A 23,524-nucleotide genomic window follows, 5' to 3' on the forward strand; every position below is an offset into this window, starting at 1 on the left:
TCAACTTTGACAGCTTGCGATTAGTTTGCGCCTGTCGATCAGACGTAGTCGACCATATCCCAGCTCAACTAGGCCTAAACCTGAGAGTCGATGCAGGTTACGATGCAACGTTGGTTGAGACACTGCGACCATCGCAGCCAGCTCATCCTGCGAAACAATAATCCAGCCGTCGGATTTCGAGGCGCCCTCGTCCAAATGCAGCAGACGTAAGACAAGGCGCTTCTCCGACCCCGTAACTGCCAAGTTGGCCATGATCCGGAGGGCTGTTTTCATGTTTTCACGTGTTAACGCGTAGAAATCACGGACATATTCCGGATTCTCTTGCACCATTCTTTCCACCCGTGAACTGGGAAAAAACAATGTACGCGTCTGTTGGGTGGTCATCACGCTGACCAGTCTTTGCGCTTCGGCGAAAAGAGCAAGATCTCCAATCCAGAAACCTGCACCTTCCCGGTGCACAACAAATTCTTGCCCGTCATCGGCGGGCGCCGTGATCTGAACAGACCCATCAAGCACAGCGTGAATACCATTTGCCGGGTCACCATGGTGATAGAGTGTTTCGCCTGGATCAAACGTTCGGACAACCGCGCAAGTCATCAGATCATTCTGAAATTTCGGCTCGCGTGCCCCAAACCAGTCGGTTTGGGTCAGGATCTGCATATCATCATCATTATCAAACATTTGTATCTTTCAAAATGATCATATGATAGGTTTTAGACACGTTTCATCGCTTAAAGTAGTTCTGTTCGATTCCCGGTCCATTACATATTTTTTCTTCCGGCAATCAACAGCTTGCACGCGGCTATCGAGTTCAATTTAGCCGCTGCCTCTAAAACTAAATTTGCTGGGCCATTAAGGCTCGTTTAATCAGGAGCACCCTATGTCACCTCCACAAATGATTGCAGATAGCTGGCGCGAATCGATGCGCAAGTTCGCAGTGGCAACCGTTGCTGTTGCGCTTGCACTGCCCGCCTGGGCGCAGGATCAAAAACCTAATATTCTTGTGATATGGGGCGATGACATTGGGCAATCGAATATCTCAGCCTACACCATGGGCCTCATGGGATATCAGACACCCAATATCGATCGCGTGGCCAATGAGGGCATGATCTTCACCGATTACTATGGTGAGCAATCCTGCACTGCTGGTCGCTCATCCTATATCATGGGACAGTCCGTGTTCCGGACAGGCCTGTCCAAGGTCGGTCTTCCGGGGGCTGATCTTGGCATGCAGGTCGAAGACCCAACCATACCTGGTTTGTTGAAAGACCACGGTTATGTCACTGGTCAGTTTGGCAAAAACCATCTTGGAGACAAGGATGAGCACCTGCCAACAAACCACGGTTTTGATGAGTTTTTTGGCAATCTCTATCACTTGAATGCTGAAGAAGAACCAGAAAACGAGGACTATCCGGGTGACCGGGTATTGGCTGATGGCCGCACCTTCCGCGAGGCGTATGGGCCGCGCGGCGTTATCAAATCAAAGTCAGATGGTACCATCGAAGACACGGGCCCCTTGACCCGCAAACGCATGGAAACTGTTGATGACGAAACCGTGGCGGCGGCGATTGATTTCATCAAGCGGGCACATGAGCAAGGGCAACCCTTCTATGTCTGGTGGAATGGTACCCGCATGCATTTCCGTACCCACGTCAAAGACGAGATGCGCGCAAAAGCCAATGAAATCTCAGGTCGCGTTGCGGATGAATACACCGCAGGCATGATCGAACATGATATGCATGTGGGTCAGCTGCTGGATCTGCTGGACGAGCTTGGCATCGCCGACAATACCATAGTTCACTATTCCACAGACAACGGTCCGCACATGAACACATGGCCCGATGCGGCCGCAACGCCGTTCTGGGGTGAAAAGAACACCAACTGGGAAGGCGGATGGCGCGTTCCCTCGATGGTCCGCTGGCCCGGTCAGATCGAAGCCGGATCTGTCACCAACGAGATCGTGCACCACATGGATTGGTTGCCAACATACCTCGCGGTCGCCGGTGATCCCGAAATTAAAGACAAGCTGAAGGCAGGTTATAGCTCGTCTGGTATGGGGCGCGAATACAAGGTGCACCTGGATGGCTATAACATCCTGCCTCTGTTGACTGGTGAGACTGCCGAAAGTCCTCGCAAAGAGATTTTCTATTTCTCGGATGACGGAGACCTAACGGCGCTGCGCTTCGAAGACTGGAAGCTAATATTCCTGGAGCAGAAAGCCTGGGCAACTCTGCGGGCCTGGATCGAACCTTGGACCGAGCTGCGCATACCCTTGATCGTTAACCTGCGCCGTGATCCGTATGAGCGTGCCTACCGGACCTCTAACACCTATTACGATTGGCTGTTGGACCGAGCCTATTTCCTAGTTCCTGCGCAGCAGTATGTTGGTAGTTTTCTGAGCACATTCCAGGAGTTCCCACCACGTCAGAAAGCGGCCAGCTTCAACTTGGATCAGGTTATGGAGAAGTTAACAACACCGACCAACAATTAGGCCTTGAATGAAACTCTTAGGGTCGCCCTCTACAGGGCGGCTTTTTTCCTTTCTGAAAATGTCGAGAGTCATATGCGATACGCCGCTCTAGCTGCCGTGCTCAGCTGCACCCCCCTCACACTGTTCGCAGACCCACTTCCGAGTTGGAACGATTCTGATTCAAAAAATACGATTATTGAGTTCATAGGCAACGTCACAGATCCAAGAGGGCCGAACTATGTCACCCCCGCCGACCGGATCGCGGTGTTTGACAATGACGGCACGCTCTGGGCTGAACAACCGGTTTATTTTCAATTCATATTTGCCATGGACCAACTGGCAGAGCTTGCTGCACAAGACCCGTCGATCTTATCGACGCCAGCCCTGAAAGCGGCCGCCGAGGGTGATCTGCAAACCATTCTGGAAGGCGGGCACGACGCTCTGATTGAAGTGGTTAACGCGTCGCATTCCGGCAGCAGCGTTGAAGTGTTCCAGGCGTCGGTGGCCGACTGGCTGGGCACTGCACGACATCCCGAGACCGATCTGCCTTACGACCAGATGACCTATCAGCCGATGGTCGAGCTGTTGCGTTACCTGCGGGATAAAGATTTCAAAACCTATATCGTTTCGGGCGGAGGCCTGCATTTCATGCGCGTATTCGCCGAACAGGCATATGGCATCCCGCCCGAACAGATTCTGGGCACGTATGGAGAAACAACCTATGACAGCGTGGACGGCACACCTGTAATCAACAAGGCCCCCGGCATCGCCTTCATCGATGACAAAGAAGGCAAGCCAATCAACATCGAGCGCACCATCGGCAAGCGCCCCATATTTGCTGGGGGAAACTCGGACGGGGATTTTGCCATGCTTGAATGGACCACCGCAGGCGACGGGCCACGGCTGGGCGTTTTGATACACCACACTGATGCGGACCGTGAATGGGCCTATGACCGCGAAAGTCCGATCGGTCGGCTGGTCGACGGGTTGGATAAAGGCCCTGACATGGGGTGGGTCATCGTTGATATGGCCAATGACTGGTCGCGCATCTACACTGGGGCCAACTAACAAACCGGATCATTGCGCACCCATGTGGACATTGCTCGTTTCGTTTTTTCTGTTTGCGCTCTATTGCCTAGCGGTCGTTTTTTCCGTGCGCGCTGCTCAAACGGCGCGCACACCTCAGGGTGCAGTTGGGTGGGTGGTTTTCCTGCTGTCAGCGCCGGTGTTTGGCGTTCCTTTCTATCTGTTTCTGGGGCACCACCGCTTCAAAGGCTATCGCATCGCGCGACAGGAAAGCGAACGTGTGGTGGAAGGGATCAAAACCTTTGCCGACTACTCGAAACCTGATCCTAAGACGATGCGCATCAATCCGCGGCCATTCGAGGCTCTGGCACACCTACCCGTCTCACGCGGCAACGGAGCCGAATTACTGATTGATGGTGATGTCACGTTTCAGTCAATACTGGACGCAATCGACGGGGCAAAGAATTATGTCCTGATCCAATTCTACATCGTGCGCGATGATGAGCTGGGGCGAAAAGTACAAGATCGGCTGATTGCAGCGGTCAAACGCGGCGTTCATGTTCGGTTTATGACTGATGCCGTAGGCAGCTATGGCCTGCCGTCGAGCTATCTGGAAACACTGCGCGGGTCGGGTGTGGATGTGGCTGATCCGCGCGAACAGCGCGGGCCGAACTTCCGCTTTCAACTCAATTATCGCAACCATCGAAAGACCGTGATCATTGACGGTGAGACAGGCTTCATCGGCGGCCACAACGTTGGTGTCGAGTATCTGGGGCAAAGCCCTCGGTTCGGGCGTTGGCGGGACACGCATATTAAGATGACCGGTCACGTTGTGCGGCAGTTGCAACTGATCTTTACCGAAGATTGGCACTGGGCACGCAACGAAGACCTGATCGATAAGCTCGATTGGGCAGGCAGCGAATCTGAACAGGATATGAACGCGTTGCTGGTCGCTACTGGTCCGGGCGATGATACCGAAACCGGCGCGATGATGTTCTTTTCTGCCATCGCCGAGGCCAAGGAACGGCTGTGGATCGCCTCACCGTATTTTGTGCCCGACATCGACATCATGACCGCGTTGCAACACGCGGCGTTGCGCGGCGTGGATGTGCGGATACTCGTGCCCGATGTCATTGACCATCGCCTGCCCTGGTTAGCGGCATTTGCGTATTTCGATGAAATTCGCGACTGCGGTGCACGTGTGTTTCGCTATACCGATGGCTTTATGCATCAGAAAGTGTTTGTCGTTGACGATACACTGGCAGCTGTTGGTACCACCAATCTGGACAACCGATCTTTCCGTCTGAACTTTGAGGCGATGGCGCTGTTTTTTGATCCCCGCGCGGCACGTGCTGTATCTGACATGCTGGAAACCGATTTCCATTCTAGCTACGAGTTGACGCGCGACCTGCCTCAGCAGCCGTTTCACATCCGGTTTTTCGCGCCAATCGCGCGATTGTTCGCGCCGATCCTTTAGTTCAGGAACCGTTCTTCAAACACCCGCGTCATTAGGGCGACGAGGAATGCCGTAGACAACCCAAAGGCCAGAAGTCCAGTAACCGAGGCGAATGCGCCGAAAATACGCAAACCTTCGCCCAATACGATGTCTCCGTAACCCAGCGTCGTGAAAGTCACCAACGAGAAATAAAGGGCCGAATTCCAATCCGGCAGCACGTCGCCCCACACCCATACAATCGCCCAGATCCAAACTTGTACCGTATGGGTAAGCACAATGAACATAAGCGCTACGCTGATCGGGCCCGCAGTTGCCAGGATCGTGCTCCGGGTCTCCCATCTTTCGACGAGTTTGCGAATGACCAGAACGCACCATGTCAGCAGCATGATTTCGATCAGAAAACAAATACCTAAGTAAAAGCTGCCCCAAATAATCTGCTGCGACAATGTCATATAGATGGCCTTTGTTCCGATTGCAGCCAGCATGGAACTTTCGCGCGCGCTGAACAACCCCGCGCTCAAGGTGCGGGCTGCGGCGAATAGAACCGATCTCTGCTCTGGACACTGTTTCGTTGCGCTGCACATTGTGACAGAACGAATGAGTGTTCAAATGTTGCTATCGATTGATCATGTCCAAAAATCCTATCCCGGCGGACGCCCGGTCCTGAATGATGTCTCGCTGACCTTGGAACAAGGCCAGACCCTGGCGCTGACCGGGGAAAGCGGCAGCGGCAAAAGCACTTTGCTGCACTTGGTTGCCGCATTAGATGGGTTCGATGGCGGGGAAATCACTCTAGATGGAAGGCCCATGTCGTCTCTGAATGACATTGAGCGTGCTGCCTTGCGCCGAAATACGCTGTCATTGGTGTTCCAGCAGTTTAATCTGATCCCGTCGCTGACCATCGCTCAAAACCTTTCAATCCACGCGCGGCTTGCTAAACGTGAGGACCCAGAGTGGATCGAGCATCTGACCAAGCGTCTTGGACTTGCCGATCTGCGGAACCGCTATCCTGAACAACTATCGGGTGGGCAGCAACAGCGCGTTGCCATTGGGCGGGCCATGGCCATCCGACCGCGATTACTGCTGGCTGATGAACCGACAGGTAATCTGGATGAGACAGCAAGCGCGGTAGTGCTGGATCTGATGCTTTCTTTGGTAGCCGATACAGGGGCTGCCCTCTTGCTGGTCACCCACTCGAACGAGATCGCCAACAGACTGGACCGTCGTGCCCATCTGACGGGCGGACGGATCGAATGACACGCGCTGCAGTCCAGGCGTTACTGTCCCATTGGCGGGCGCATCCATTGCAGTTGCTGACCCTTCTGACTGGCATCGCGCTGGCGACCTGTCTCTGGTCGGCGGTACAAGCGATCAACGCCGAGGCGCGCGCCAGTTATGAGCGCGCCAGCGCACAGCTTGCCATTGGTCAGTTTGACGAACTGCGCGCGACCGGGTCCATGATCCCTCTGTCGCGATATACGGAACTCAGACGCGCAGGCTGGCAGGTGGCCGCGGTGCTTGAGGGCGCGCTGCGCGTAAATGGACGTTCAATACGCCTAATGGGCGTGGATATGGTCGCATATCCTGCCCTGCCCGCCATTATGCAACTCGAGCAAAGCACCAATACGCCAGACCCGGCTGATATGCTGACAGCTCCGGGAAGGCTGCTGATGTCGCCCAAACTTTCGCAGGTATTTCAATCCGCTGACCGATTTCCACCAATCCTCACCAGCGGCGCGCTACCGCCTGATCTGATCCTGACAGATATTGGAGTAGCCGAGCAACTGCTCAACCGCCCCAATCAAATATCCCGACTGATAATATTGCCGGATCAGCCTCGCAAATTGCCAGCTCTGTCGGAAATCGCGCCTGAACTGCAGCGTATTGCACCATCTTCACAATTGGATACCGCCCAACTCACTGACAGTTTTCTCCTGAACCTGACCGCTTTTGGTCTGCTTTCATTCGCAGTTGGTTTGTTCATCGTCCACGGTACCGTCGGCCTAGCTTTCGCGCAGAGACGCGGCACAATCCGAACATTGCGGGCCTTGGGTCTTCCAATGCGGAACCTGATCGGGATTGCTCTGGGTGAACTTTTGTTGCTGGCTCTGATCGGAGGCCTATTGGGGCTTGTGCTGGGATATTTCCTGGCCGGCGCGCTTCTTCCAGACGTTGCTTCGACCTTACGCGGCCTCTATGGAGCACCAATCGACGGGCAAATGTCACTGCGCCCTCAATGGGTCGCCGCAGGTCTTGCCATGGCAACAGGTGGCACTCTGGCTGCAAGCGGGCAAGCGCTCTGGCGGCTTTCCCGCATGCCCATACTCGCCGGACCCGGCTTGCAGGCCTGGGGGGGCGGAAAGATATCTGCCTGGATTTCTGGCGGATTTGGATTCGCTTTGATTGCTTTGGGTATCATTGCCTACTTTACTTTCGGCGGACTTATTGCCGGATTTGCACTGCTCGCCGGGGTACTGACTGGGGCTGCATTGGTACTGCCACTCTTCATTTCAGCTGTGTTGGACCTGTTGATCCAAAAGGCAAGAACGCCGGTCACACAATGGGTTCTTGCCGATATGCGCGCGCAGCTGCCCGGCCTTTCCTTGGCGCTAATGGCCCTATTGCTGGCGCTGGCGGCAAATATCGGAGTTGGAACCATGGTTTCCAGTTTCCGCCTGACTTTCACCGGATGGCTGGATCAACGTCTAACTTCGGAGCTTTACGTGACCGCTGCGGATGAAACTCAAGCTGAGGCTATTACTGAATGGCTTGCACCAAGAACTTCAGCAATCCTTCCGATCCGCAGTACCGAGATACCGCACGAAACCGGACCGCTTTTCCTGTATGGGATCGTTGATCACCAAAGCTATCGCCAAAACTGGCCACTGATCGCCAAAGAACCTGATGTCTGGGACAGCGTCCTGAACCGGGGCGCAATCCTGATCAACGAACAACTTGCCCGCCGTGCGAATTTGTGGCCGGGAGATACGGTGGCGATCACGCCGGATCATATTCTGACCATAAGCGGGGTCTATTCCGACTACGGGAACCCAACCGGACAGGCGATCGTATCAATGCCAATGCTGGATCGGATAGTTCCGGATACCGAAACCCTGCGCTTTGGAATCCGCATTGCGCCAGAGAAAGCCACGGAGTTGGCGCAGGCGTTGCGTGCCCAGTTTGAACTGTCGCCCACAGCCGTGGTGCAACAAGCTGTAATGAAGGCCCGGTCGCTTGCTATCTTTGAGAAAACCTTTGTCATCACCTCAGCCCTGAACGTGCTGACCTTAGGCGTCGCAGGATTTGCGATCTTGACCAGTTTGCTGACGTTGTGGACCCAACGCTTGCCTCAGGTCGCGCCGGTTTGGGCGTTGGGCCTGACACGTTCGAAACTTGCCCAGCTGGAACTTTTGCGCAGCGCTCTGCTTGCTGCTTTAACTGCCTGTCTGGCTTTGCCGCTCGGGCTGATATTGGCCTGGGTATTGTTGGCCGTGATCAACGTACAGGCATTCGGTTGGCGTCTGCCTATGCATCTGTTTCCGGGTGATTGGCTGGCGCTGTTTCTGCTGACATTGATTGCCGCAACCCTTGCCGCTGCTTGGCCTGCCTGGCGATTGCTCCGCCTGCCACCTGCGGATTTGCTACAGGTTTTTGCCAATGAACGTTAGAGCTTTCTTCCTATTCTTAATGTTCCCCATAGCTAGTTGGGCACAAGGCTATGCCGGACTGGGAGGTAATGCCGAAGGGTTTGCGCGGCCTGAATCAGGTTACCAATTCCAGTTCCCGAAAGATCACGGCCCGCACCCTTCTTACCGGATAGAATGGTGGTATCTGACTGCAAATCTCAAAGACGCAGAAGGCAATGACTACGGTGTTCAATGGACTTTATTCCGGTCGGCCCTGAAACCAACTGAGTCAGAGGGCTGGCAGAGCCCTCAGATCTGGATGGGTCACGCAGCAGTAACAACATCAGACACGCACTATTTCGCGGAACGGCTATCCCGTGGAGGTATCGGACAGGCCGGTGTCACCGCCCAACCTTTCGAAGCCTGGATCGACGAGTGGCACATGCGTGGAGGCGATTTGACCCAATTGAGTCTAAGTGCGTCGGGATCAGATTTTGGTTACGACCTAGGCCTACAAGCGCAAGGCCCATTGGTGTTCCACGGGGACAGGGGTTATTCCGTGAAATCTGCCGATGGGCAGGCCAGCTACTATTATTCACAGCCATTCTACACAGTAGAAGGTATCCTTCACCTACCAAATCAAGACATCGAAGTGACTGGACAGGGCTGGCTGGACCGCGAATGGTCCTCGCAACCATTGGCCGAAGATCAAAGCGGTTGGGACTGGTTTTCGCTCAGCTTTGACAACGGCGACAAATTGATGGCGTTTCGCCTGCGTGGGGAACGTGGGGATTTCACAGCTGCCACATGGATCGAGGCGGATGGGCAAACAACATCTCTGCCGGACGGATCGGTACTATTGACACCACTAGAAACAAACCACGTCGCTCAACGCGATATACCTACCAGATGGCAAATATCACTACCTGAGAAAGGTATTGATGTAGTTGCATCGGCCCTAACGCCTAAAGCCTGGATGGGGACTCGGTTCGAGTATTGGGAAGGCCCCGTTACGATCTCTGGCAGCCATCTAGGGCGGGGGTATCTGGAAATGACCGGGTACTGAATATGAACCGACTACCCTTGAAGATCTGTTGAGATGCCCATGGAGAGGATTCGATACTCAAACCAATACGACGAATATCAAACAAATAAGATATTTACCGAATACTCAAAAGATTCAATTTTTCTGAACGTCTATCCGATCACCGAATAATTTATCTTGATATCGCCAATTTACCGACTAGCGCTGGATTGCGAGGTTTCTCTGTGACAAAACAAAATCGCCAAAAAGAAAAAACAGCAGGCCGGTTCCCCTAACCTACTGTTTTTACTTTGGTACCCAAGGCCGGACTCGAACCGGCACGGTATCACTACCGGGGGATTTTGAATCCCCTGCGTCTACCATTCCGCCACTTGGGCCACGAACAATGGATTAGCGCTCATGCGCAGGAAGGTCCAGAGGCAAAAAACAACCAGAGCATCGATTGTTTCGGCGACGGAGGTTGACGGTCAGGCAGGTGCGTGGTTTGCCTTGCAACAACAATTGTCAGGACAACAGTTCTTTATGTTACGACCACTTTATGACTGGACCCTTCGTCTGGCCGAACATCCTCATGCGCTGTGGGCGCTGGCCATTGTGGCATTTGTTGAAAGCTCCTTCTTTCCGATTCCACCCGACGTCCTGATGATTCCGATGATCATCGCGAGACCATCGCGCGCCTGGCTGATCGCCACCGTTGCCTTGGTGGCATCTGTGTTGGGCGGAATGCTGGGTTACGCCATCGGAGCATTCTTCTACGAGAGCCTCGGGCAGCCAATTCTCGAAGCCATGGGCAAGGCCCACGCGATGGAAGAATTTAACACCCGCTTCAACGATTTCGGTTTCTGGGCCGTGCTCGCAGCTGGGGTAACTCCGTTCCCCTATAAGGTCATCACAATCATGTCCGGTTGGACCGGGATGCCGCTGGGGACTTTCATTGCCACTTCGATTCTGGCACGCGCATTGCGGTTCTTCCTTGTTGCCGGACTGCTGTGGAAATTTGGTGAGCCAATCCGCGATTTCATCGAAAAGCGGTTGGGTCTGATGTTCACCTTGTTCATCGTGCTGCTGTTTGGTGGCTTCCTTATTGTGAAATACCTATGACCAAGAAAACGCTCATACTTATTGCAACCACAGGTTCGGCCGTCCTATTGCTAGGTGCTTGGGGATTTCAATACATCGGCGGGTTTGCACCGTGCAAAATGTGCATCTGGCAACGTTATCCGCACGGCATGGCGATCGTTCTTGGTGTGCTCGCATTCACATTTCCGGGCATTCGACCATTGCCCCTGTTGGGAGCCCTTGCGGCAGCCACAACCGCAGGGGTCGGATTCTATCATGCGGGTGTCGAACAAGGCTGGTGGGAAGGCCCATCAACATGCACTTCTGGTGATATTGGAGGCCTCAGCGCCGAAGAACTGATGAACCAGATCATGTCCGCCCCATTAGCGCGCTGTGATGAAATTCCATGGGAAATGTTCGGGATATCAATGGCCGGTTGGAATGGATTGTTCTCGGCGGGTCTGGTCCTGGTCTGGATCGCAGCTTGGCGCGTGCGTTAGGTGTTATTGCTGATCCAATTCGGCATCCCAGTATAGGAAATCAATCCAGCTATCATGCAGATGGTTAGGTGGAAACTTACGGCCAATATTTCTAAGGGCTTCAGCGTCCGGCTGACGCGGCGGTTTGCTCAGAGACATTCTGGCCTGCCGAAGCGACTTTGACCCCTTACGCAGATTGCATGGGCTGCAGGCTGCCACGACGTTCTGCCAACTGGTCACACCTCCGGCAGCGCGCGGGACGACGTGATCAAAGGTCAGTTCTCCGCGGCTTCCGCAGTACTGGCATTTGAATTCGTCCCTCAAAAATAAATTAAAGCGCGTGAAGGCCACGCGCTTTCTGGGTTTTACATAATCTTTCAGGACAACGACCGAAGGTATTCGAATTTCGGTGCTCGGGCTTCGGACGACCTCGTCGTACTCGGCCACAATATCCACCCTGTCCAACCAGGCCGCCTTGATCGCCTCTTGCCAGGGCCACAGGGATAACGGGTAATACGACAGCGGGCGATAATCGGCGTTCAGAACCAATGCCGGATGATGCCTTAGCGCACCGGGTTCCCTGACAAATTCGGTCCTGAAGTCTCCGTCCATAACAGAATCGCTCCTCGCTCTGTACTGCCCGTTTGTGACATCAGAGCGGGGAACACCCGCCCCGGCCTTAACTTAACTATATATCGTGTTAAAACTCTGACAAGTCCCGATTTTACACAACATCTCGAGTAATGCTTAGGCCGATTCCGTAACAGTTAGGTAACATTTATCCACAGGTTGCGCTGCCGTGGTCTGGGCGGTATGGCGGGGGCATGTCTTGGTTTATCCGCTTTAACAAACCTTATGATGTGTTGCCGCAGTTCACAGACCGCGCCAATGCGGATTCACCTCGCAACACGCTGTCGGATTTCATCGATCTGCCCGGCGTCTATCCTGCCGGGCGTTTGGATCGGGACAGCGAGGGTTTGATGCTGCTGACCGACAATGGGAAGTTGCAGGCACAGATATCCGATCCCAAGCACAAGATGGCCAAAACCTACTGGGTTCAAGTCGAGGGTATCCCGGATGGGGCCGTGCTGAAGGCACTGCGCGATGGGGTTGAGCTAAAGGACGGGCTGACACGCCCTGCCAAGGCCCGTCTGATTGACGAGCCCGAAGGCTTATGGCCGCGAAACCCGCCAATACGCGCCCGCCAGACCGTACCGGACAGTTGGGTCGAACTGACCATACGCGAGGGCCGCAATCGTCAGGTTCGCCGGATGACCGCAGCAGTCGGGCATCCAACCCTGCGCCTGATCCGTGCACGGATCGGCGACTGGTTTTTGGACGGCCTTGACCCCGGTCAGTGGGATAGCCTGCCGATGCCTTCAATAAGTGCAGCGCCAGCACGCAAACGCGACCGACGTCCGCGTCGATGACAAAAACTGCGTGATGTGATATACTTACGGCATGAAAGTCACACCAGACATTCCTGCCCCGTCGGCGATCCTTGAAGCCGCACTTTATGTCGACGATCTAGACGCGGCCGAGGATTTCTACGGTCAAATACTGGGCCTCGAAAAGATTCAGCGCGCAAACAACCGCCATGTCTTCTATCGGATCGGCGGGTCAGTCCTGTTGTTGTTCATTGCCGACGAGACCGAGAAACCACCGAGCAACCCGGAACTTCCGGTCCCACCACATGGCGCTCGCGGCTCCGGTCACGTATGTCTTGTCCTCACCCGCGACGAGATCGCAGTGATGCGCAAGCACCTGTTGGACTGGAACATCCCTATCGACGCCGAATTTGACTGGCCCAATGGGGCCATGTCGCTGTATGTACGAGACCCGGCGGGCAATTCGGTCGAGTTCTCAGAAGGTTGGTTGTGGGACTGACCGGCTAGCGCAGGGGCTGCTTTTCGCCCTCGATCACGCGGTAGATCTCGCTTGAGGTCACGCCGACCTCACCCAATTCAGCCTGAAACGCGGCCATATGCGGGGTCGCAAAGTGGGCTTCCAGCGCAGTCTGATCCTGCCATTCTTCGTAAACCCGAAACCGGGTCGCATGGCCCAGTACCTGGCTGAACTCATAGATCATGCATCCTGGCTCTTTCAGGGTTTCCGCGACCATTTTCTGCGCAGCAATCGAGGCTTTTTCAACGCCTTCTTCGGCAACTTCCACAATACCCGTCACGATCAGCATCAAATGCTCCTATGGTAGACGCCCAGAGATCAGAGGCTGAGCTTATCCCGCATGAATGCCAGTGCAACACTCAAGCCATCCGGAGCGATCCCGTGGCCGGTGCCTTTCATCACATGGGCGTAGACCTCTTTGAAACCAGCGGCCTGCAACGCCTCAGCCGCCTCAGGCAGCGATTGCGGCGGCACCACATCATCGGCATCGCCATGCACCAGCAGCACTGGCATCCGACTGACGGTTTCGTCCGGCAACAAGTCAGGTTCCAACAACCGACCCGAGAACGCGACAATTCCGGCCACAGGATCTTCACGGCGCGGGGCGACATACAGGCTCATCATCGTACCCTGGCTGAAACCGAACAGCACAACCTGTTCGGGCAGGACATCCTCGTCAACCATCAGCGCGTCGAGGAACGCGTTGAAATCCTCGACGGCCATTTCCATACCACGGCGGGCCTCTTCTTCGGACGAGCCATCAATCCACGGAATCGGAAACCATTGAAACCCATTGGGCATACCTGGGATCTGTTCCGGCGCGTCGGGTGACACGAACAGAGTATCCGGCAGATGTTCCCCCAGCGGATCGGCCAGCCCCAAAAGGTCAGCCCCATTGGCGCCATAACCATGAACGAACACAACGACCGAGCGTGTATCCCCCGAAACCGGCTCTTTTCGGAGCGCATTCAAAACTCGTGTCATCTGATCCCTTCTCTGTCTTTTGCGACCCGGTAATAGGCCCACAGCACCCGCGCCGCAACCGATCGCCAGGGCGACCATGCTTCAGCCATCTGACGTAACTCTTTGTCTTTTGGTCGTTCTGGCAGGTCGTAAAGAATTCGAGCCGCCTCCTGCAGTGCCAGATCACCCGGCGCAATCACATCGGCGCGACCCAGCGAAAACATCGCATAAATCTCGGCGGTCCAGACACCGATTCCCGGTACCTCGGTCAGAATTGCGACCACCTCGTCATCCGGGGCATCACGAAGTGCTTTGTAGTCGATCCGCGCTTCGGCCAAGGCTCGGGCATAACGGATTTTCTGACGACTGAGACCCACGGCCCGCAGATCTTCATCCGTGGCCCACATGATCTTGCGCGGGCCGGTCAGTTTTGCGTCCTGCAACCGCTTCCATATCGCATTTGCTGAGGCCACACTGACCTGTTGGCTGACAATGGCGCTGAGCAGTTGGGCAAACCCGTCAGGCTTGCGCCTGAGCGGCAGAGGGCCGGTTTGCTCCATCGCATAGGCCATACGGGGGCATGCCCCTGCCAGCCATTCGGCCCCTTCACTCACGCAGTCCGGGGTTTCGATGATGCGTCCGACGGACATGCGCTCTCCGATAAGTGATCCTCGTCCGCACGTTAGGCGGATGTGCCGCATATGCAAGCCGCTTGTGCCTAGTCTCAATCGTAGATAACCATTCGCCCATGACAATGATCGCTGCCACCCCCGACGACAGTCAGGCCAAACGAAACGTCGCCGTTCTGGTGGCGGCCCAGGCGATCTTGGGTGCGCAGATGCCGATCATGTTCATTGTCGGCGGATTGGCCGGGCAATCGCTGGCCAGCAACGCCTGCCTCGCGACGCTGCCGATTTCACTGATCGTTCTGGGTTCGATGCTGGCGGCCACGCCGATCTCGGCCATCATGCAACGCTGGGGACGCCGTGCAGGGTTCCTTGTAGGCTCCACAGCGGGTGCTGCCGGTGGCATTATCGGGGCTTACGGCCTCTATCTCGGCTCATTCCCTGTGTTCCTTGTCGGCAGCTTCCTGACCGGCATCTATATGAGCGCACATGGCTTCTATCGCTTTGCGGCAGCCGACACCGCTTCTGATGCGTTCCGCCCCAAGGCAATTTCTTACGTCATGGCCGGGGGGCTCGCGGCGGCCATCATTGGACCACAGATCGTAAAGCTGACCTCGCAAGCCTATGTGATCCCGTTTCTGGGCACTTATTTGGCTGTGATTGCAATCAACGTACTGGGTTCTGCCCTTTTCTTCTTTCTTGATATTCCCACTCCACCCAAGCCTACCGAGGATGAACCCAAGGGCCGCAAGCGGCTGGAGCTGCTAAAAACCCCGCGTATCGCAGTGGCGATCATCTGCGCGATGGTTTCTTACGCGCTTATGAACCTTGTGATGACATCTACACCTTTGGCCGTTGTCGGATGCGGATATACTGAAGGCGATGCGGCAGATATCGTAACCAGCCACGTACTGGCGATGTATATCCCCAGCTTTTTCACCGGCCACCTAATTACAAGATTTGGCGTTGAAAAGATCGTGGCCCTTGGTCTGGCCATCCTCGGCGGCGCGGGCCTTGTTGCTCTGCAGGGTGTAGATCTGGGTAACTTTTTCGTCGCCCTCATCCTACTGGGCATCGGCTGGAACTTTGGATTCATCGGCGCCACCAGCATGCTCGCCGACTCGCACGAAGTGCACGAGCGTGGGCGGATGCAGGGCCTAAATGACCTGATGGTCTTTGGCGGCGTCACCTTTGCGTCGTTGGCGTCGGGTGGGCTGATGAATTGCTCGGGCGGCTCAGCGGTCGAGGGCTGGACAGCCGTGAATTTAGCAATGATCCCGCTGCTGACACTGGCAGGAGGCGCGCTGTTGTGGCTGGTGCTAAGGCCGTCAGACCCTCAAACTGCCTGACTTACCAGCGCCCTGTCGCGGCTGTCTTCATCAAAGAGAACCGACGGCGAATTTCGCCTTGTGCCAAGGCACCCGCAGCCACACGTTCTGGCCGTGCCAAGGCCGCCTGCAGCACCCATTCTGTCTGCCACCCTGCAAAGAGTGCAGGCCGTGCTGCCGCCGATATTTCGCCACGTGCAGATCGCGCACGCGCCAACCGGTCCAACGCTTTCTGCGCCAAAGCCCGAACACCATCCTGTGTGCCGTCTAACAATGGGATACGACCTCGCGACTCGAGCTCAGGAATAGCACGCATCCAATTCGCAATCCCGGCCGCATAACCAAAATTTCGAAGAACAGTCTCATCCGACGCACCCAAAGCCTGCGCCGACACCACCATCAACGATCCTGCGCTGTGGTCGATATAGGAGTCAAAATGCTCCTCATCATCAAACGGATCGCGGTATATATCCCAACGCCTTACGGCGACATATTCATCCAATTGCGCCGCCAGATGCGGTGAGAGTATCCGCGACAACGGCGTGACAACTTCGTGCCGACGAACGGATGGACCTTCGGCAATTTCCTGCAAGGCATCGCGCCACCATTGCAGCCGCATCTCAGCGATCATGCTCTCCTGAGTCACCCACGGGGCGCGGGCCACTTCGACGTTCAGCGCATAGATCGGGAACAGGACAGCCCGTGCCTCGACCGGTGCGGCCATGGCCGCCATAAAGCGATCAGGATCGGCCCGATGCACCAGTTCTGCACAAGCCTTGATGTCGTCGTCGAACTCCACCTTATTCGGCTGCCGCGGACTGCGGGGCGCAATCGTTCACCAGTTTCCACTGGATCGCGTCCAATAGCGCCTCGAACGAGGCATCGATTATGTTCGCGCTGACACCGACAGTGGACCAGCGCCGTCCCTGCCCGTCTTCGCTATCGATGATCACGCGAGTCACCGCCTCGGTCCCACCTTGAGTGATGCGCACCTTGAAGTCGACCAGACGCATATCCGACAGTATCTGCGAATACTGTCCCAAATCCTTGGCCAAGGCCTTCGCCAACGCGTTCACCGGGCCGCGATCACTGCCGCTTTCATCCAGCGACTCACTGACCGACAGCTTCTTCTCGCCATCCACTTTCACAACAACAACCGCCTCTGACAGGCTAACCATCTTGTTGTATTTGTTCTTCCGGCGCTCAACGGTGACCTTATAGCGCTTGACCTCAAAGAACTCGGGCAATTGCCCCAACTCATCCCGCGCCAACAGCTCGAAACTGGCCTGCGCGGTGTCATAGGAATAGCCCTCGGCCTCGCGCAGTTTGATCCGCTCAAGGATGCGTCCCAATGCCGGATCACCCGCCTCAACGGCCAATCCCGCATCGGTCAGACGTTTGCGCAGGTTCGATTGACCAGCCTGATTCGACATCGGAATGATGCGCGCATTCCCGACGCTTGCAGGATCGATATGCTCATAGGTCGTTGGATCCTTGAGGATCGCGCTGGCATGCAGCCCGGCCTTATGGGCGAACGCCGACGCGCCGACATAGGCGCTCTGCTTGCTGGGCACGCGGTTCAGGATGTCATCCAACATCCGGCTGATCCGGGTCAGCCCAGCCAAAGCCTCGGGCTTCACGTTAACCTCATAGCGTGAAGCATAGGGTTCTTTCATCATCAGTGTCGGAATCAAAGCGGTCAGGTTGGCGTTACCGCAACGCTCTCCCAACCCGTTCAGAGTGCCCTGAATCTGCCGCGCACCCGCGTCGACGGCAGCCAGAGAACAGGCCACTGCGTTTTCGGTATCATTGTGGGTGTGAATGCCCAATCGGTCCCCCGGCAGACCGGCCGCAATCACCTCAGACACGATCCGCCCGACCTCGGCGGGCAACGCGCCGCCATTGGTATCGCACAAGACGACCCACCGTGCACCGGCGTCAAGCGCTGCACGACAGACCTCAACCGCATATTCCGGGTTGTCCTTATAGCCATCAAAGAAATGTTCGGCATCGAACAAGGCCTCACGCCCCTGCGCCACGATATGCGCGACCGAAGCCCTTACGTTCTCAGTGTTTTCCTCCAACGAGATGCCAAGCGCATGAGTCACATGGTAATCATGTGACTTTCCCACCAGACAAACGGCTGGCGTTCCGGCATTCATGACGGCCGCCAAAACGTCATCATTCTCTGCCGACCGACCAGAGCGTTTGGTCATCCCAAACGCGGTCATACAGGCCGAGGTCTTGGGAGCGCTCTCAAAAAACGCACTGTCGGTCGGGTTCGCCCCGGGCCAACCGCCTTCGATATAATCGAGACCCAATGCATCCAACGCCTGCGCGATCTGCACTTTCTCAGCGGTCGAGAACTGCACGCCCTGCGTCTGCTGCCCGTCGCGCAAGGTGGTGTCGTAGAGGTAGAGGCGGGTTTTGGTCATGTGTTTGGCTCTTTGGCTTTTTTCCGGCAATTGCGCAATTGATCAGAGAAGAAGACGCTTATCAGATGACTCACTCAAGCTTCAGCAATCAACTCGTCGTAGTGCTTTTGTAGCCCTTCGCGATGCTTTGCCATGCGCAGTAGTGTTTGCGCCCAATGATTCTCTCTGGCCTTCTCAGAATCCGATTCCGAAACTTTGCCGGTACTAGATCGGACAACATTTACTCGAGATAGGATGGGTAGAAGCTCCCACTCGTAACCATCGTTTGTATCTTTTACACTGAAACCAAAATTGGCGAGATCCTTGTCCCTCATCTGGTCTGCCCAACTGAAAAATAGACCACCCTTTTCTTTCTCGCCGCTCTTCATCCAAATCCTTGCCTGTGCTTTGAATTCAGAACGCAGCAGCATCCAATTTTTAATTTCTTCGGCAAAATAGGATTTGTCCACAGCACCTGCATCTGCCCAACTACCCATGTCATTGGACAAAAGTCCAACAACTTGCGCACTTGCGAGCAGCCTCGCAGCGTCTCCGTCCGCAGCCAGCCGGTGGAGTTCCGTAATAGCACCTGCCGTATTCAAATCATCCGCAAGCGCATCGATTACCGCAGGTGCCGCGGTGGCGGCGGGCTCGATGCCCGCTGTCAGCGCCCGCCACTTGCGCAACGTTACCTCGGCCTCACGCGCCTTCTTCTCGGTCCAGTCCATCGGCTTGCGATAATGGGTCTGAAGGAAGACAAACCGGATCACTTCACCAGGCACACCTTGCTCCAACAGATCATGCACAGTGAAGAAATTGCCCAGAGATTTGGACATTTTCTTGCCCTCGACCTGCAGCATCTCATTGTGCATCCAGACGCGCGCGAATTCTCCATGCGGATGTGCGCATTTGCTCTGAGCAATCTCATTTTCATGATGCGGGAACATCAGATCGTTGCCGCCGCCATGAATATCAAAGCTCTCGCCCAACAGCTCATAGCTCATAGCCGAGCATTCAATATGCCAACCCGGACGCCCCCGACCCCACGGGCTGTCCCAACCGGGCAACTCATCGGTCGACGGCTTCCATAGAACAAAGTCCATCGGGTTTTTCTTGTATGGAGCGACTTCAACCCGTGCACCGGCAATCATGTCATCGACCGAACGGCCAGACAGCCTGCCATAGTCTTCTTTCCAACTGTCGACCGCAAACAGGACATGACCCTCGGCAGCATAAGCATGCCCCTTGGAAATCAGGTTCTCGATCATCGTAATCATCTGCGCGATATACTGTGTCGCGCGCGGCATTTCCGTGGGCTCCATCGCCCCAAGCGCGCCCATATCATGCAGATACCAACCTATGGTCTCGTCCGAGCGTTCCTGAACCAATTGCTCCAGAGAGCCTTCGGCACCGGCCTGTTTTCGCGCCAAAGCGGTAGCGTTGATCTTGTCGTCCACATCGGTGAAATTGCGCACATAGGTCACGTGATCCGCACCATAAACGTGCCGCAGCAGACGATAGAGCACGTCGAACACCACCACGGGCCGCGCATTCCCAAGATGGGCGCGGTCATAAACCGTCGGACCACAGACATACATCCGCACATTGCCTGGATCGATCGGCACGAAATCCTCTTTCGTCCGTGTCCTCGTGTTGTGCAGTTTGATCGTCGTCATCGGGTCGTGCTCCTGAAACAGCATGTTCGTCACGCGTTGGCGCGGGCTTAGCAACTTGTCTCAGGGATGAAAACGAAAGAAACCGGCCCGCTTGATAAATCAGCAGGTAATGCAGCAAATAATGATGCAGGTTTTCTGGTTCATGCGCCGTGGGTAGCACGAGTACTGCGCTGAGCCAAGCCTTGAGTTTTGCCTGCGGTATCGGCACTCTGCCTCTCATGAGCCGTGAATACGTCAATTCCATTTGCGCTGAACTGCCAGGGGCCGAGCTTTCCGATCCCTGGGGAGGAGGTCACGACGCCTGGAAAGTGGGCGGCAAGATGTTCGCCTGCGTCGGCTCAGTCGGGGATGGCGTGTCAGTCAAGACACCTGACATTGAGACAGCCCAAATGCTGATCGATGCCGGAGTTGGGATCAAGGCACCATACTTCCATCGCAGTTGGGTTTGTCTGCCCTGGTCCACAGATTTTGAAGAAATGAGCCATCGCCTTGTATCATCCTACGACATCATACGCGCGTCGCTCCCCAAGAAAGTTCAAGCAACTTTAACCGATCGTTTCTGATTGGTGGTTTTGAAGAGCGCGAAGTGGTTTATTCAACCTACCTAAAGCGTTTGTTAAAAGCGGAATGTAGTGCGCAGGTTGAAGACGTTTGCGTCAAGATTCCCACCTGACTGAGGAACATTCTCAAAATCCTGTCTTAGCGCCTCGCCGCTGATCACGAAGCGATCACCCAGAGGATAAGCTACACCGATGCCGTATACTGCTGCCGTGTCGCTATCACCCGATGTGCTAGCCCGCGCTGCGCCGACGACGACGTATCCCAGTGCAGAGCCGAAATCGTAGCCACCGCGTAATTTCAAACGCGACATGCTGTCTAAACTGCCCTCCGACTGGCCAAGATCAAGGTTGAGCCAGTTGTATTCCAGTTCACCACCCAACACGAAATTTCCAAAATCGTAGTCGTATCCGATCACAGGGCCAAAACCGACATCGCTTCCGCCAGCATTGCCCGATCCGTCAACATCCGCATAGCCGAAACTGAAACCTGCATATGCTCCGGTCCAGTCTTCTGCCAATACCGGCCCGACACCTGCGAACAGCGCGATGACGAGTGCGGCAATCGTTGACTTCATCAAGCCCTCCAATAAACCAGAAGCGGTCCATAAAATAATGCGGAGATATCCGACAGAAGGACAATCCGCACCGACTTCCAATTCAAACCAACAGTTGTCTCAAAATTAACTAGGGATAGGTTAACAGATTTTTAGTGTAACGGAAAAAAACATTTCTGTATATCAATTTAACCTGTTCCCATCGCCGGTGAAATTTTTGCGCGGAAATTCATTTGCAGGTCGCAAACAGAACAGATTGTGACGCTGAGCGTTGAAAATATGAACTCAGTTAGATTGGAACACAATGCACAACGAAGTTTGGAAAATACGTCTGGTCAGCCGCACCATCGGAGCGGATCGTGGACGTGCGGCACGAGGGCGACCAGCAGCGGTCTGAGTTCACTCAACCCAATACGCATTTCTTCGACCGGATTCCAAAATGAACGAACAAACCCGAAACTCATCCCGTAGCGGTGGCCGCGCTGCACGCCGTGCAGCCCGCGCCTCGGCCCTGCCAGAGCATTTGCGCCCTATTCGACCCGGCATGGAGGGTGGAACGCTGAAGGTTCTGACTCTGCACCAGATTGAGCGTATCCATGAGGCCGCATTGACTGCGCTGGAAACTATTGGACTTGCCGATGCGCCACAAAGCGGGATCGATTATCTGGTGGCCGCCGGTTGTTCCCTGGGCGACGATGGCCGCATCCGCTTCCCGCGTGCATTGGTCGAAGACACTATCGCCAAAGCAAATCGTTCGGTCACGCTGTACAGCCGGGATGGAAAGTCCGATCTGGAGCTGTCGGGAAACCGGGTTCACTATGGAACGGCCGGGGCGGCGGTCAGCATGGTCGATGTGCACGGGCAGGAATATCGCGATTCGACCCTTCAGGATCTCCACGATGCATCCCGCATCTGTGAACAGCTTGAAAACATTCACTTTGTTCAACGTCCTATGGTGTGCCGCGATATTGCGGACAACCTCGAGATGGACCTGAACACGGTCTACGCCACCACTTCCGGTACGTTCAAACACATCGGCACATCTTTCACTGAACCCAGCCATGTCGCACCCGCGATTGAAATGCTGCACATGATTGCAGGCGGAGAGGACAAGTGGCGCGAACGGCCTTTCATGTCCAACTCCAACTGTTTTGTTGTTCCACCGATGAAATTCGCCACCGAAAGCTGCGAGGTGATGGAGGAGTGCATCAAGGCTGGCATGCCGGTTCTGCTGCTGTCCGCCGGCATGGCCGGAGCCACAGCACCCTCGACAGTTGCCGGGGCGATAGCGCAAGCCACGGCTGAATGTCTGGCCGGTTTGGTTTATGTAAACGCCGTAAAGCCCGGTGCGCCTGCGATTTTTGGCACCTGGCCATTTGGGTTGGATCTGCGCACCGGTGCAATGTCTATTGGCTCTGGGGAACAAGCCCTGCTGACCGCTGGTTGCGCCCAGATGCACCATTTCTATGACCTGCCTGGCGGAGCCGCCGCCGGTGCCTCAGACGCGAAACTGCCTGATATGCAGGCCGGTTGGGAACAGATGTGCTCGAACGTCATGGCCGGACTTTCGGGCCTGAATATGGTTTATGAGGCCGCAGGCATGCACGCCTCATTGCTGGGCTTCTGCCATGAGAGCTTAATCCTAAGCGACGATCTGATCGGACAAGCGCAGCGCTGCGTACGTGGAATCGAAGTGTCGGATGAAACTCTGGCGCTGGATCAAATGGCCGAGGTTTGCATGGGCGGCCCGGGTCACTATCTAGGGACAGATGCGACCTTGGGCCGTATGCAGGCGGACTACGTCTATCCAACCTTTGGCGACCGTTCGTCTCCAAAAGAATGGGTTGAACTTGGAAAACCTGATCTGATCGAGAAAGCGGTGAAGCGGAAAGATGAGATTCTGGCGGTGCCATCCCCGGCCAGATTTGATCCTCTGCTGGATGCCGAACTCCGCGACAGGTTTAACATTCACTTGCCTGCGTAACCTACTGAAATATAGGCGGCCCGAATAAATCGGGCCGCCATTTTTCTAAGTGGATCAACCGTTGGAGGGCGGCAACAGTCCTGCCTGTTGGGCGATTGTGATCTCATCCTGATCAAGCGCGCCGTCGCCGTTTGCGTCCATCTGCGCGAAACCCTCGGCGTCAACCTCTGGCACAACGGCCTGAACCTCGTCGATTGTCAGCACGCCATCGCCGTTGGTGTCAGCTGCGTTCTGGGCCAACACCAATGTCGGCAGTCCAAGTGCCAGCGCCGATATTACGGCCAATTTCTGCGGTTTCATATTTGCCTCCTGAGTGTGTCTTCTTAAGTGTTTGTGTCCGGACAAGCGCCAAA

The 23,524-nt window shown here is 55.4% G+C and carries 24 protein-coding genes and 1 tRNA gene; 13 read left to right on the top strand and 12 right to left on the bottom strand.

Annotation, left to right across the window (positions count from 1 at the left end; genetic code table 11):
- Window positions 1-681, bottom strand: a complete 681-nt coding sequence (locus G7G_RS0107750) for a Crp/Fnr family transcriptional regulator (protein ID WP_010440243.1) — start codon at window positions 679-681, stop codon at window positions 1-3.
- A gap of 241 nt (window positions 682-922) precedes the next feature.
- On the opposite strand from G7G_RS0107750, the gene G7G_RS0107755 reads away from it, so the two are divergent.
- From G7G_RS0107755 to cls, 3 genes are all read left to right on the top strand, one after another.
- On the top strand, window positions 923-2,491 hold the full coding sequence (locus tag G7G_RS0107755) for an arylsulfatase (RefSeq protein WP_037321012.1): 1,569 nt from the start codon (window positions 923-925) through the stop codon (window positions 2,489-2,491).
- A gap of 72 nt (window positions 2,492-2,563) precedes the next feature.
- On the top strand, window positions 2,564-3,538 hold the full coding sequence (locus G7G_RS0107760; RefSeq protein ID WP_010440245.1) for an HAD family hydrolase: 975 nt from the start codon (window positions 2,564-2,566) through the stop codon (window positions 3,536-3,538).
- 22 nt (window positions 3,539-3,560) lie between these two features.
- Window positions 3,561-4,973, top strand: a complete 1,413-nt coding sequence (cls, locus tag G7G_RS0107765; RefSeq protein ID WP_010440246.1) for a cardiolipin synthase — start codon at window positions 3,561-3,563, stop codon at window positions 4,971-4,973.
- Here cls and G7G_RS0107770 read toward each other — a convergent pair.
- Complete coding sequence (locus tag G7G_RS0107770; RefSeq protein ID WP_029621819.1) at window positions 4,970-5,404, bottom strand: ion channel; 435 nt, start codon at window positions 5,402-5,404, stop codon at window positions 4,970-4,972. The two genes, cls and G7G_RS0107770, sit on opposite strands and share 4 nt — an antisense overlap.
- Before the next feature lie 157 nt (window positions 5,405-5,561).
- On the opposite strand from G7G_RS0107770, the gene G7G_RS0107775 reads away from it, so the two are divergent.
- From G7G_RS0107775 to G7G_RS0107785, 3 genes are read left to right on the top strand one after another with little or no spacing between them, the layout of a single operon-like run.
- Complete coding sequence (locus G7G_RS0107775; protein ID WP_029621820.1) at window positions 5,562-6,209, top strand: ABC transporter ATP-binding protein; 648 nt, start codon at window positions 5,562-5,564, stop codon at window positions 6,207-6,209.
- Window positions 6,206-8,620: an FtsX-like permease family protein gene (locus G7G_RS0107780; protein ID WP_010440249.1), complete on the top strand. Its 2,415-nt coding sequence runs from the start codon at window positions 6,206-6,208 to the stop codon at window positions 8,618-8,620. Before G7G_RS0107775 ends, G7G_RS0107780 begins: the two co-directional genes overlap by 4 nt.
- Entirely contained in the window at window positions 8,610-9,644 is a 1,035-nt protein-coding gene (locus tag G7G_RS0107785) for a lipocalin-like domain-containing protein (protein ID WP_029621822.1), read from the top strand. Before G7G_RS0107780 ends, G7G_RS0107785 begins: the two co-directional genes overlap by 11 nt.
- A 270-nt stretch (window positions 9,645-9,914) precedes the next feature.
- Here the strand turns inward: G7G_RS0107785 and G7G_RS0107795 are convergent.
- Window positions 9,915-10,000: transfer RNA gene (locus tag G7G_RS0107795), tRNA-Leu, on the bottom strand.
- 145 nt (window positions 10,001-10,145) lie between these two features.
- Here G7G_RS0107795 and G7G_RS0107800 point away from each other — a divergent pair.
- Together G7G_RS0107800 and G7G_RS0107805 are read left to right on the top strand one after the other, a co-directional pair.
- Window positions 10,146-10,724, top strand: coding sequence for a YqaA family protein (locus tag G7G_RS0107800; RefSeq protein WP_029621823.1), 579 nt, complete (start codon window positions 10,146-10,148; stop codon window positions 10,722-10,724).
- A complete protein-coding gene (locus tag G7G_RS0107805) occupies window positions 10,721-11,182 on the top strand; it encodes a disulfide bond formation protein B (protein WP_010440253.1) in 462 nt (153 codons plus the stop codon). The genes G7G_RS0107800 and G7G_RS0107805 overlap by 4 nt, the downstream gene beginning before the upstream one ends.
- Before the next feature lie 3 nt (window positions 11,183-11,185).
- Here the strand turns inward: G7G_RS0107805 and G7G_RS0107810 are convergent, their stop codons facing one another.
- Window positions 11,186-11,773 (bottom strand): HNH endonuclease, encoded by a 588-nt coding sequence (locus G7G_RS0107810; protein WP_010440254.1) that lies wholly within the window; start codon window positions 11,771-11,773, stop codon window positions 11,186-11,188.
- A 212-nt stretch (window positions 11,774-11,985) separates the two neighbouring features.
- On the opposite strand from G7G_RS0107810, the gene G7G_RS0107815 reads away from it, so the two are divergent.
- On the top strand, window positions 11,986-12,591 hold the full coding sequence (locus G7G_RS0107815) for an rRNA large subunit pseudouridine synthase E (RefSeq protein WP_010440255.1): 606 nt from the start codon (window positions 11,986-11,988) through the stop codon (window positions 12,589-12,591).
- A gap of 31 nt (window positions 12,592-12,622) precedes the next feature.
- On the top strand, window positions 12,623-13,048 hold the full coding sequence (locus G7G_RS0107820; RefSeq protein ID WP_010440256.1) for a VOC family protein: 426 nt from the start codon (window positions 12,623-12,625) through the stop codon (window positions 13,046-13,048).
- A 4-nt stretch (window positions 13,049-13,052) separates the two neighbouring features.
- Here G7G_RS0107820 and G7G_RS22825 read toward each other — a convergent pair whose 3' ends face one another.
- The 3 genes from G7G_RS22825 to G7G_RS0107835 are packed head-to-tail and all read right to left on the bottom strand — an operon-like array spanning window position 13,053 to window position 14,679.
- Complete coding sequence (locus G7G_RS22825; RefSeq protein WP_010440257.1) at window positions 13,053-13,355, bottom strand: putative quinol monooxygenase; 303 nt, start codon at window positions 13,353-13,355, stop codon at window positions 13,053-13,055.
- A 29-nt stretch (window positions 13,356-13,384) separates the two neighbouring features.
- Window positions 13,385-14,050 carry an alpha/beta hydrolase gene (locus G7G_RS0107830; RefSeq protein WP_010440258.1) on the bottom strand — a complete coding sequence of 222 codons (666 nt, stop codon included), beginning with the start codon at window positions 14,048-14,050 and terminating at the stop codon, window positions 13,385-13,387.
- Window positions 14,047-14,679 carry a DNA-3-methyladenine glycosylase family protein gene (locus tag G7G_RS0107835; RefSeq protein ID WP_010440259.1) on the bottom strand — a complete coding sequence of 211 codons (633 nt, stop codon included), beginning with the start codon at window positions 14,677-14,679 and terminating at the stop codon, window positions 14,047-14,049. Before G7G_RS0107835 ends, G7G_RS0107830 begins: the two co-directional genes overlap by 4 nt.
- A 98-nt stretch (window positions 14,680-14,777) precedes the next feature.
- Here G7G_RS0107835 and G7G_RS0107840 point away from each other — a divergent pair, with 98 nt between their 5' ends.
- Window positions 14,778-16,004 carry an MFS transporter gene (locus G7G_RS0107840; protein ID WP_010440260.1) on the top strand — a complete coding sequence of 409 codons (1,227 nt, stop codon included), beginning with the start codon at window positions 14,778-14,780 and terminating at the stop codon, window positions 16,002-16,004.
- 1 nt (window position 16,005) lies between these two features.
- Here G7G_RS0107840 and G7G_RS0107845 read toward each other — a convergent pair whose 3' ends face one another.
- The 3 genes from G7G_RS0107845 to cysS all read right to left on the bottom strand — a co-directional run bounded on the left by G7G_RS0107845 (window position 16,006) and on the right by cysS (window position 20,073).
- Window positions 16,006-16,782, bottom strand: a complete 777-nt coding sequence (locus G7G_RS0107845; protein ID WP_010440261.1) for a squalene/phytoene synthase family protein — start codon at window positions 16,780-16,782, stop codon at window positions 16,006-16,008.
- A 1-nt stretch (window position 16,783) separates the two neighbouring features.
- Complete coding sequence (gene cimA, locus G7G_RS0107850; RefSeq protein WP_010440262.1) at window positions 16,784-18,418, bottom strand: citramalate synthase; 1,635 nt, start codon at window positions 18,416-18,418, stop codon at window positions 16,784-16,786.
- Between the two features lie 74 nt (window positions 18,419-18,492).
- Window positions 18,493-20,073, bottom strand: coding sequence for a cysteine--tRNA ligase (gene cysS / locus G7G_RS22830; RefSeq protein ID WP_010440263.1), 1,581 nt, complete (start codon window positions 20,071-20,073; stop codon window positions 18,493-18,495).
- Between the two features lie 218 nt (window positions 20,074-20,291).
- Here cysS and G7G_RS0107860 point away from each other — a divergent pair, with 218 nt between their 5' ends.
- On the top strand, window positions 20,292-20,636 hold the full coding sequence (locus G7G_RS0107860) for an MmcQ/YjbR family DNA-binding protein (RefSeq protein WP_029621825.1): 345 nt from the start codon (window positions 20,292-20,294) through the stop codon (window positions 20,634-20,636).
- A gap of 53 nt (window positions 20,637-20,689) precedes the next feature.
- On the opposite strand, the gene G7G_RS0107865 is transcribed toward G7G_RS0107860, so the two are convergent.
- Complete coding sequence (locus G7G_RS0107865; RefSeq protein WP_010440265.1) at window positions 20,690-21,208, bottom strand: outer membrane protein; 519 nt, start codon at window positions 21,206-21,208, stop codon at window positions 20,690-20,692.
- Window positions 21,209-21,626: 418 nt separating this feature from the next.
- On the opposite strand from G7G_RS0107865, the gene G7G_RS0107870 reads away from it, so the two are divergent.
- Window positions 21,627-23,171: a trimethylamine methyltransferase family protein gene (locus tag G7G_RS0107870; RefSeq protein ID WP_010440266.1), complete on the top strand. Its 1,545-nt coding sequence runs from the start codon at window positions 21,627-21,629 to the stop codon at window positions 23,169-23,171.
- 54 nt (window positions 23,172-23,225) lie between these two features.
- Here the strand turns inward: G7G_RS0107870 and G7G_RS0107875 are convergent, their stop codons facing one another.
- Entirely contained in the window at window positions 23,226-23,471 is a 246-nt protein-coding gene (locus tag G7G_RS0107875; RefSeq protein WP_010440267.1) for an EF-hand domain-containing protein, read from the bottom strand.
- Between the last annotated feature and the right edge of the window lie 53 nt (window positions 23,472-23,524).

Source organism: Ruegeria conchae, from assembly GCF_000192475.1.
Lineage (GTDB): Bacteria > Pseudomonadota > Alphaproteobacteria > Rhodobacterales > Rhodobacteraceae > Ruegeria > Ruegeria conchae.

Bases quoted from the DNA above. Each gene is read 5' to 3' on its own strand.
- G7G_RS0107835 (WP_010440259.1), bottom strand. From the start codon at position 14,679: ATGTCCGTCGGACGCATCATCGAAACCCCGGACTGCGTGAGTGAAGGG.
- cls (WP_010440246.1), top strand. From the start codon at position 3,561: ATGTGGACATTGCTCGTTTCGTTTTTTCTGTTTGCGCTCTATTGCCTA.
- G7G_RS0107830 (WP_010440258.1), bottom strand. From the start codon at position 14,050: ATGACACGAGTTTTGAATGCGCTCCGAAAAGAGCCGGTTTCGGGGGAT.
- G7G_RS0107770 (WP_029621819.1), bottom strand. From the start codon at position 5,404: ATGACATTGTCGCAGCAGATTATTTGGGGCAGCTTTTACTTAGGTATT.
- G7G_RS0107755 (WP_037321012.1), top strand. From the start codon at position 923: ATGCGCAAGTTCGCAGTGGCAACCGTTGCTGTTGCGCTTGCACTGCCC.
- G7G_RS0107860 (WP_029621825.1), top strand. From the start codon at position 20,292: ATGAGCCGTGAATACGTCAATTCCATTTGCGCTGAACTGCCAGGGGCC.
- G7G_RS0107870 (WP_010440266.1), top strand. From the start codon at position 21,627: ATGAACGAACAAACCCGAAACTCATCCCGTAGCGGTGGCCGCGCTGCA.
- G7G_RS0107805 (WP_010440253.1), top strand. From the start codon at position 10,721: ATGACCAAGAAAACGCTCATACTTATTGCAACCACAGGTTCGGCCGTC.
- cysS (WP_010440263.1), bottom strand. From the start codon at position 20,073: ATGACGACGATCAAACTGCACAACACGAGGACACGGACGAAAGAGGAT.
- G7G_RS0107875 (WP_010440267.1), bottom strand. From the start codon at position 23,471: ATGAAACCGCAGAAATTGGCCGTAATATCGGCGCTGGCACTTGGACTG.
- G7G_RS0107820 (WP_010440256.1), top strand. From the start codon at position 12,623: ATGAAAGTCACACCAGACATTCCTGCCCCGTCGGCGATCCTTGAAGCC.
- G7G_RS0107840 (WP_010440260.1), top strand. From the start codon at position 14,778: ATGACAATGATCGCTGCCACCCCCGACGACAGTCAGGCCAAACGAAAC.
- G7G_RS0107750 (WP_010440243.1), bottom strand. From the start codon at position 681: ATGTTTGATAATGATGATGATATGCAGATCCTGACCCAAACCGACTGG.
- G7G_RS0107800 (WP_029621823.1), top strand. From the start codon at position 10,146: ATGTTACGACCACTTTATGACTGGACCCTTCGTCTGGCCGAACATCCT.
- G7G_RS0107865 (WP_010440265.1), bottom strand. From the start codon at position 21,208: ATGAAGTCAACGATTGCCGCACTCGTCATCGCGCTGTTCGCAGGTGTC.
- cimA (WP_010440262.1), bottom strand. From the start codon at position 18,418: ATGACCAAAACCCGCCTCTACCTCTACGACACCACCTTGCGCGACGGG.
- G7G_RS0107785 (WP_029621822.1), top strand. From the start codon at position 8,610: ATGAACGTTAGAGCTTTCTTCCTATTCTTAATGTTCCCCATAGCTAGT.
- G7G_RS0107760 (WP_010440245.1), top strand. From the start codon at position 2,564: ATGCGATACGCCGCTCTAGCTGCCGTGCTCAGCTGCACCCCCCTCACA.
- G7G_RS0107775 (WP_029621820.1), top strand. From the start codon at position 5,562: ATGTTGCTATCGATTGATCATGTCCAAAAATCCTATCCCGGCGGACGC.
- G7G_RS0107815 (WP_010440255.1), top strand. From the start codon at position 11,986: ATGTCTTGGTTTATCCGCTTTAACAAACCTTATGATGTGTTGCCGCAG.
- G7G_RS0107810 (WP_010440254.1), bottom strand. From the start codon at position 11,773: ATGGACGGAGACTTCAGGACCGAATTTGTCAGGGAACCCGGTGCGCTA.
- G7G_RS0107780 (WP_010440249.1), top strand. From the start codon at position 6,206: ATGACACGCGCTGCAGTCCAGGCGTTACTGTCCCATTGGCGGGCGCAT.
- G7G_RS22825 (WP_010440257.1), bottom strand. From the start codon at position 13,355: ATGCTGATCGTGACGGGTATTGTGGAAGTTGCCGAAGAAGGCGTTGAA.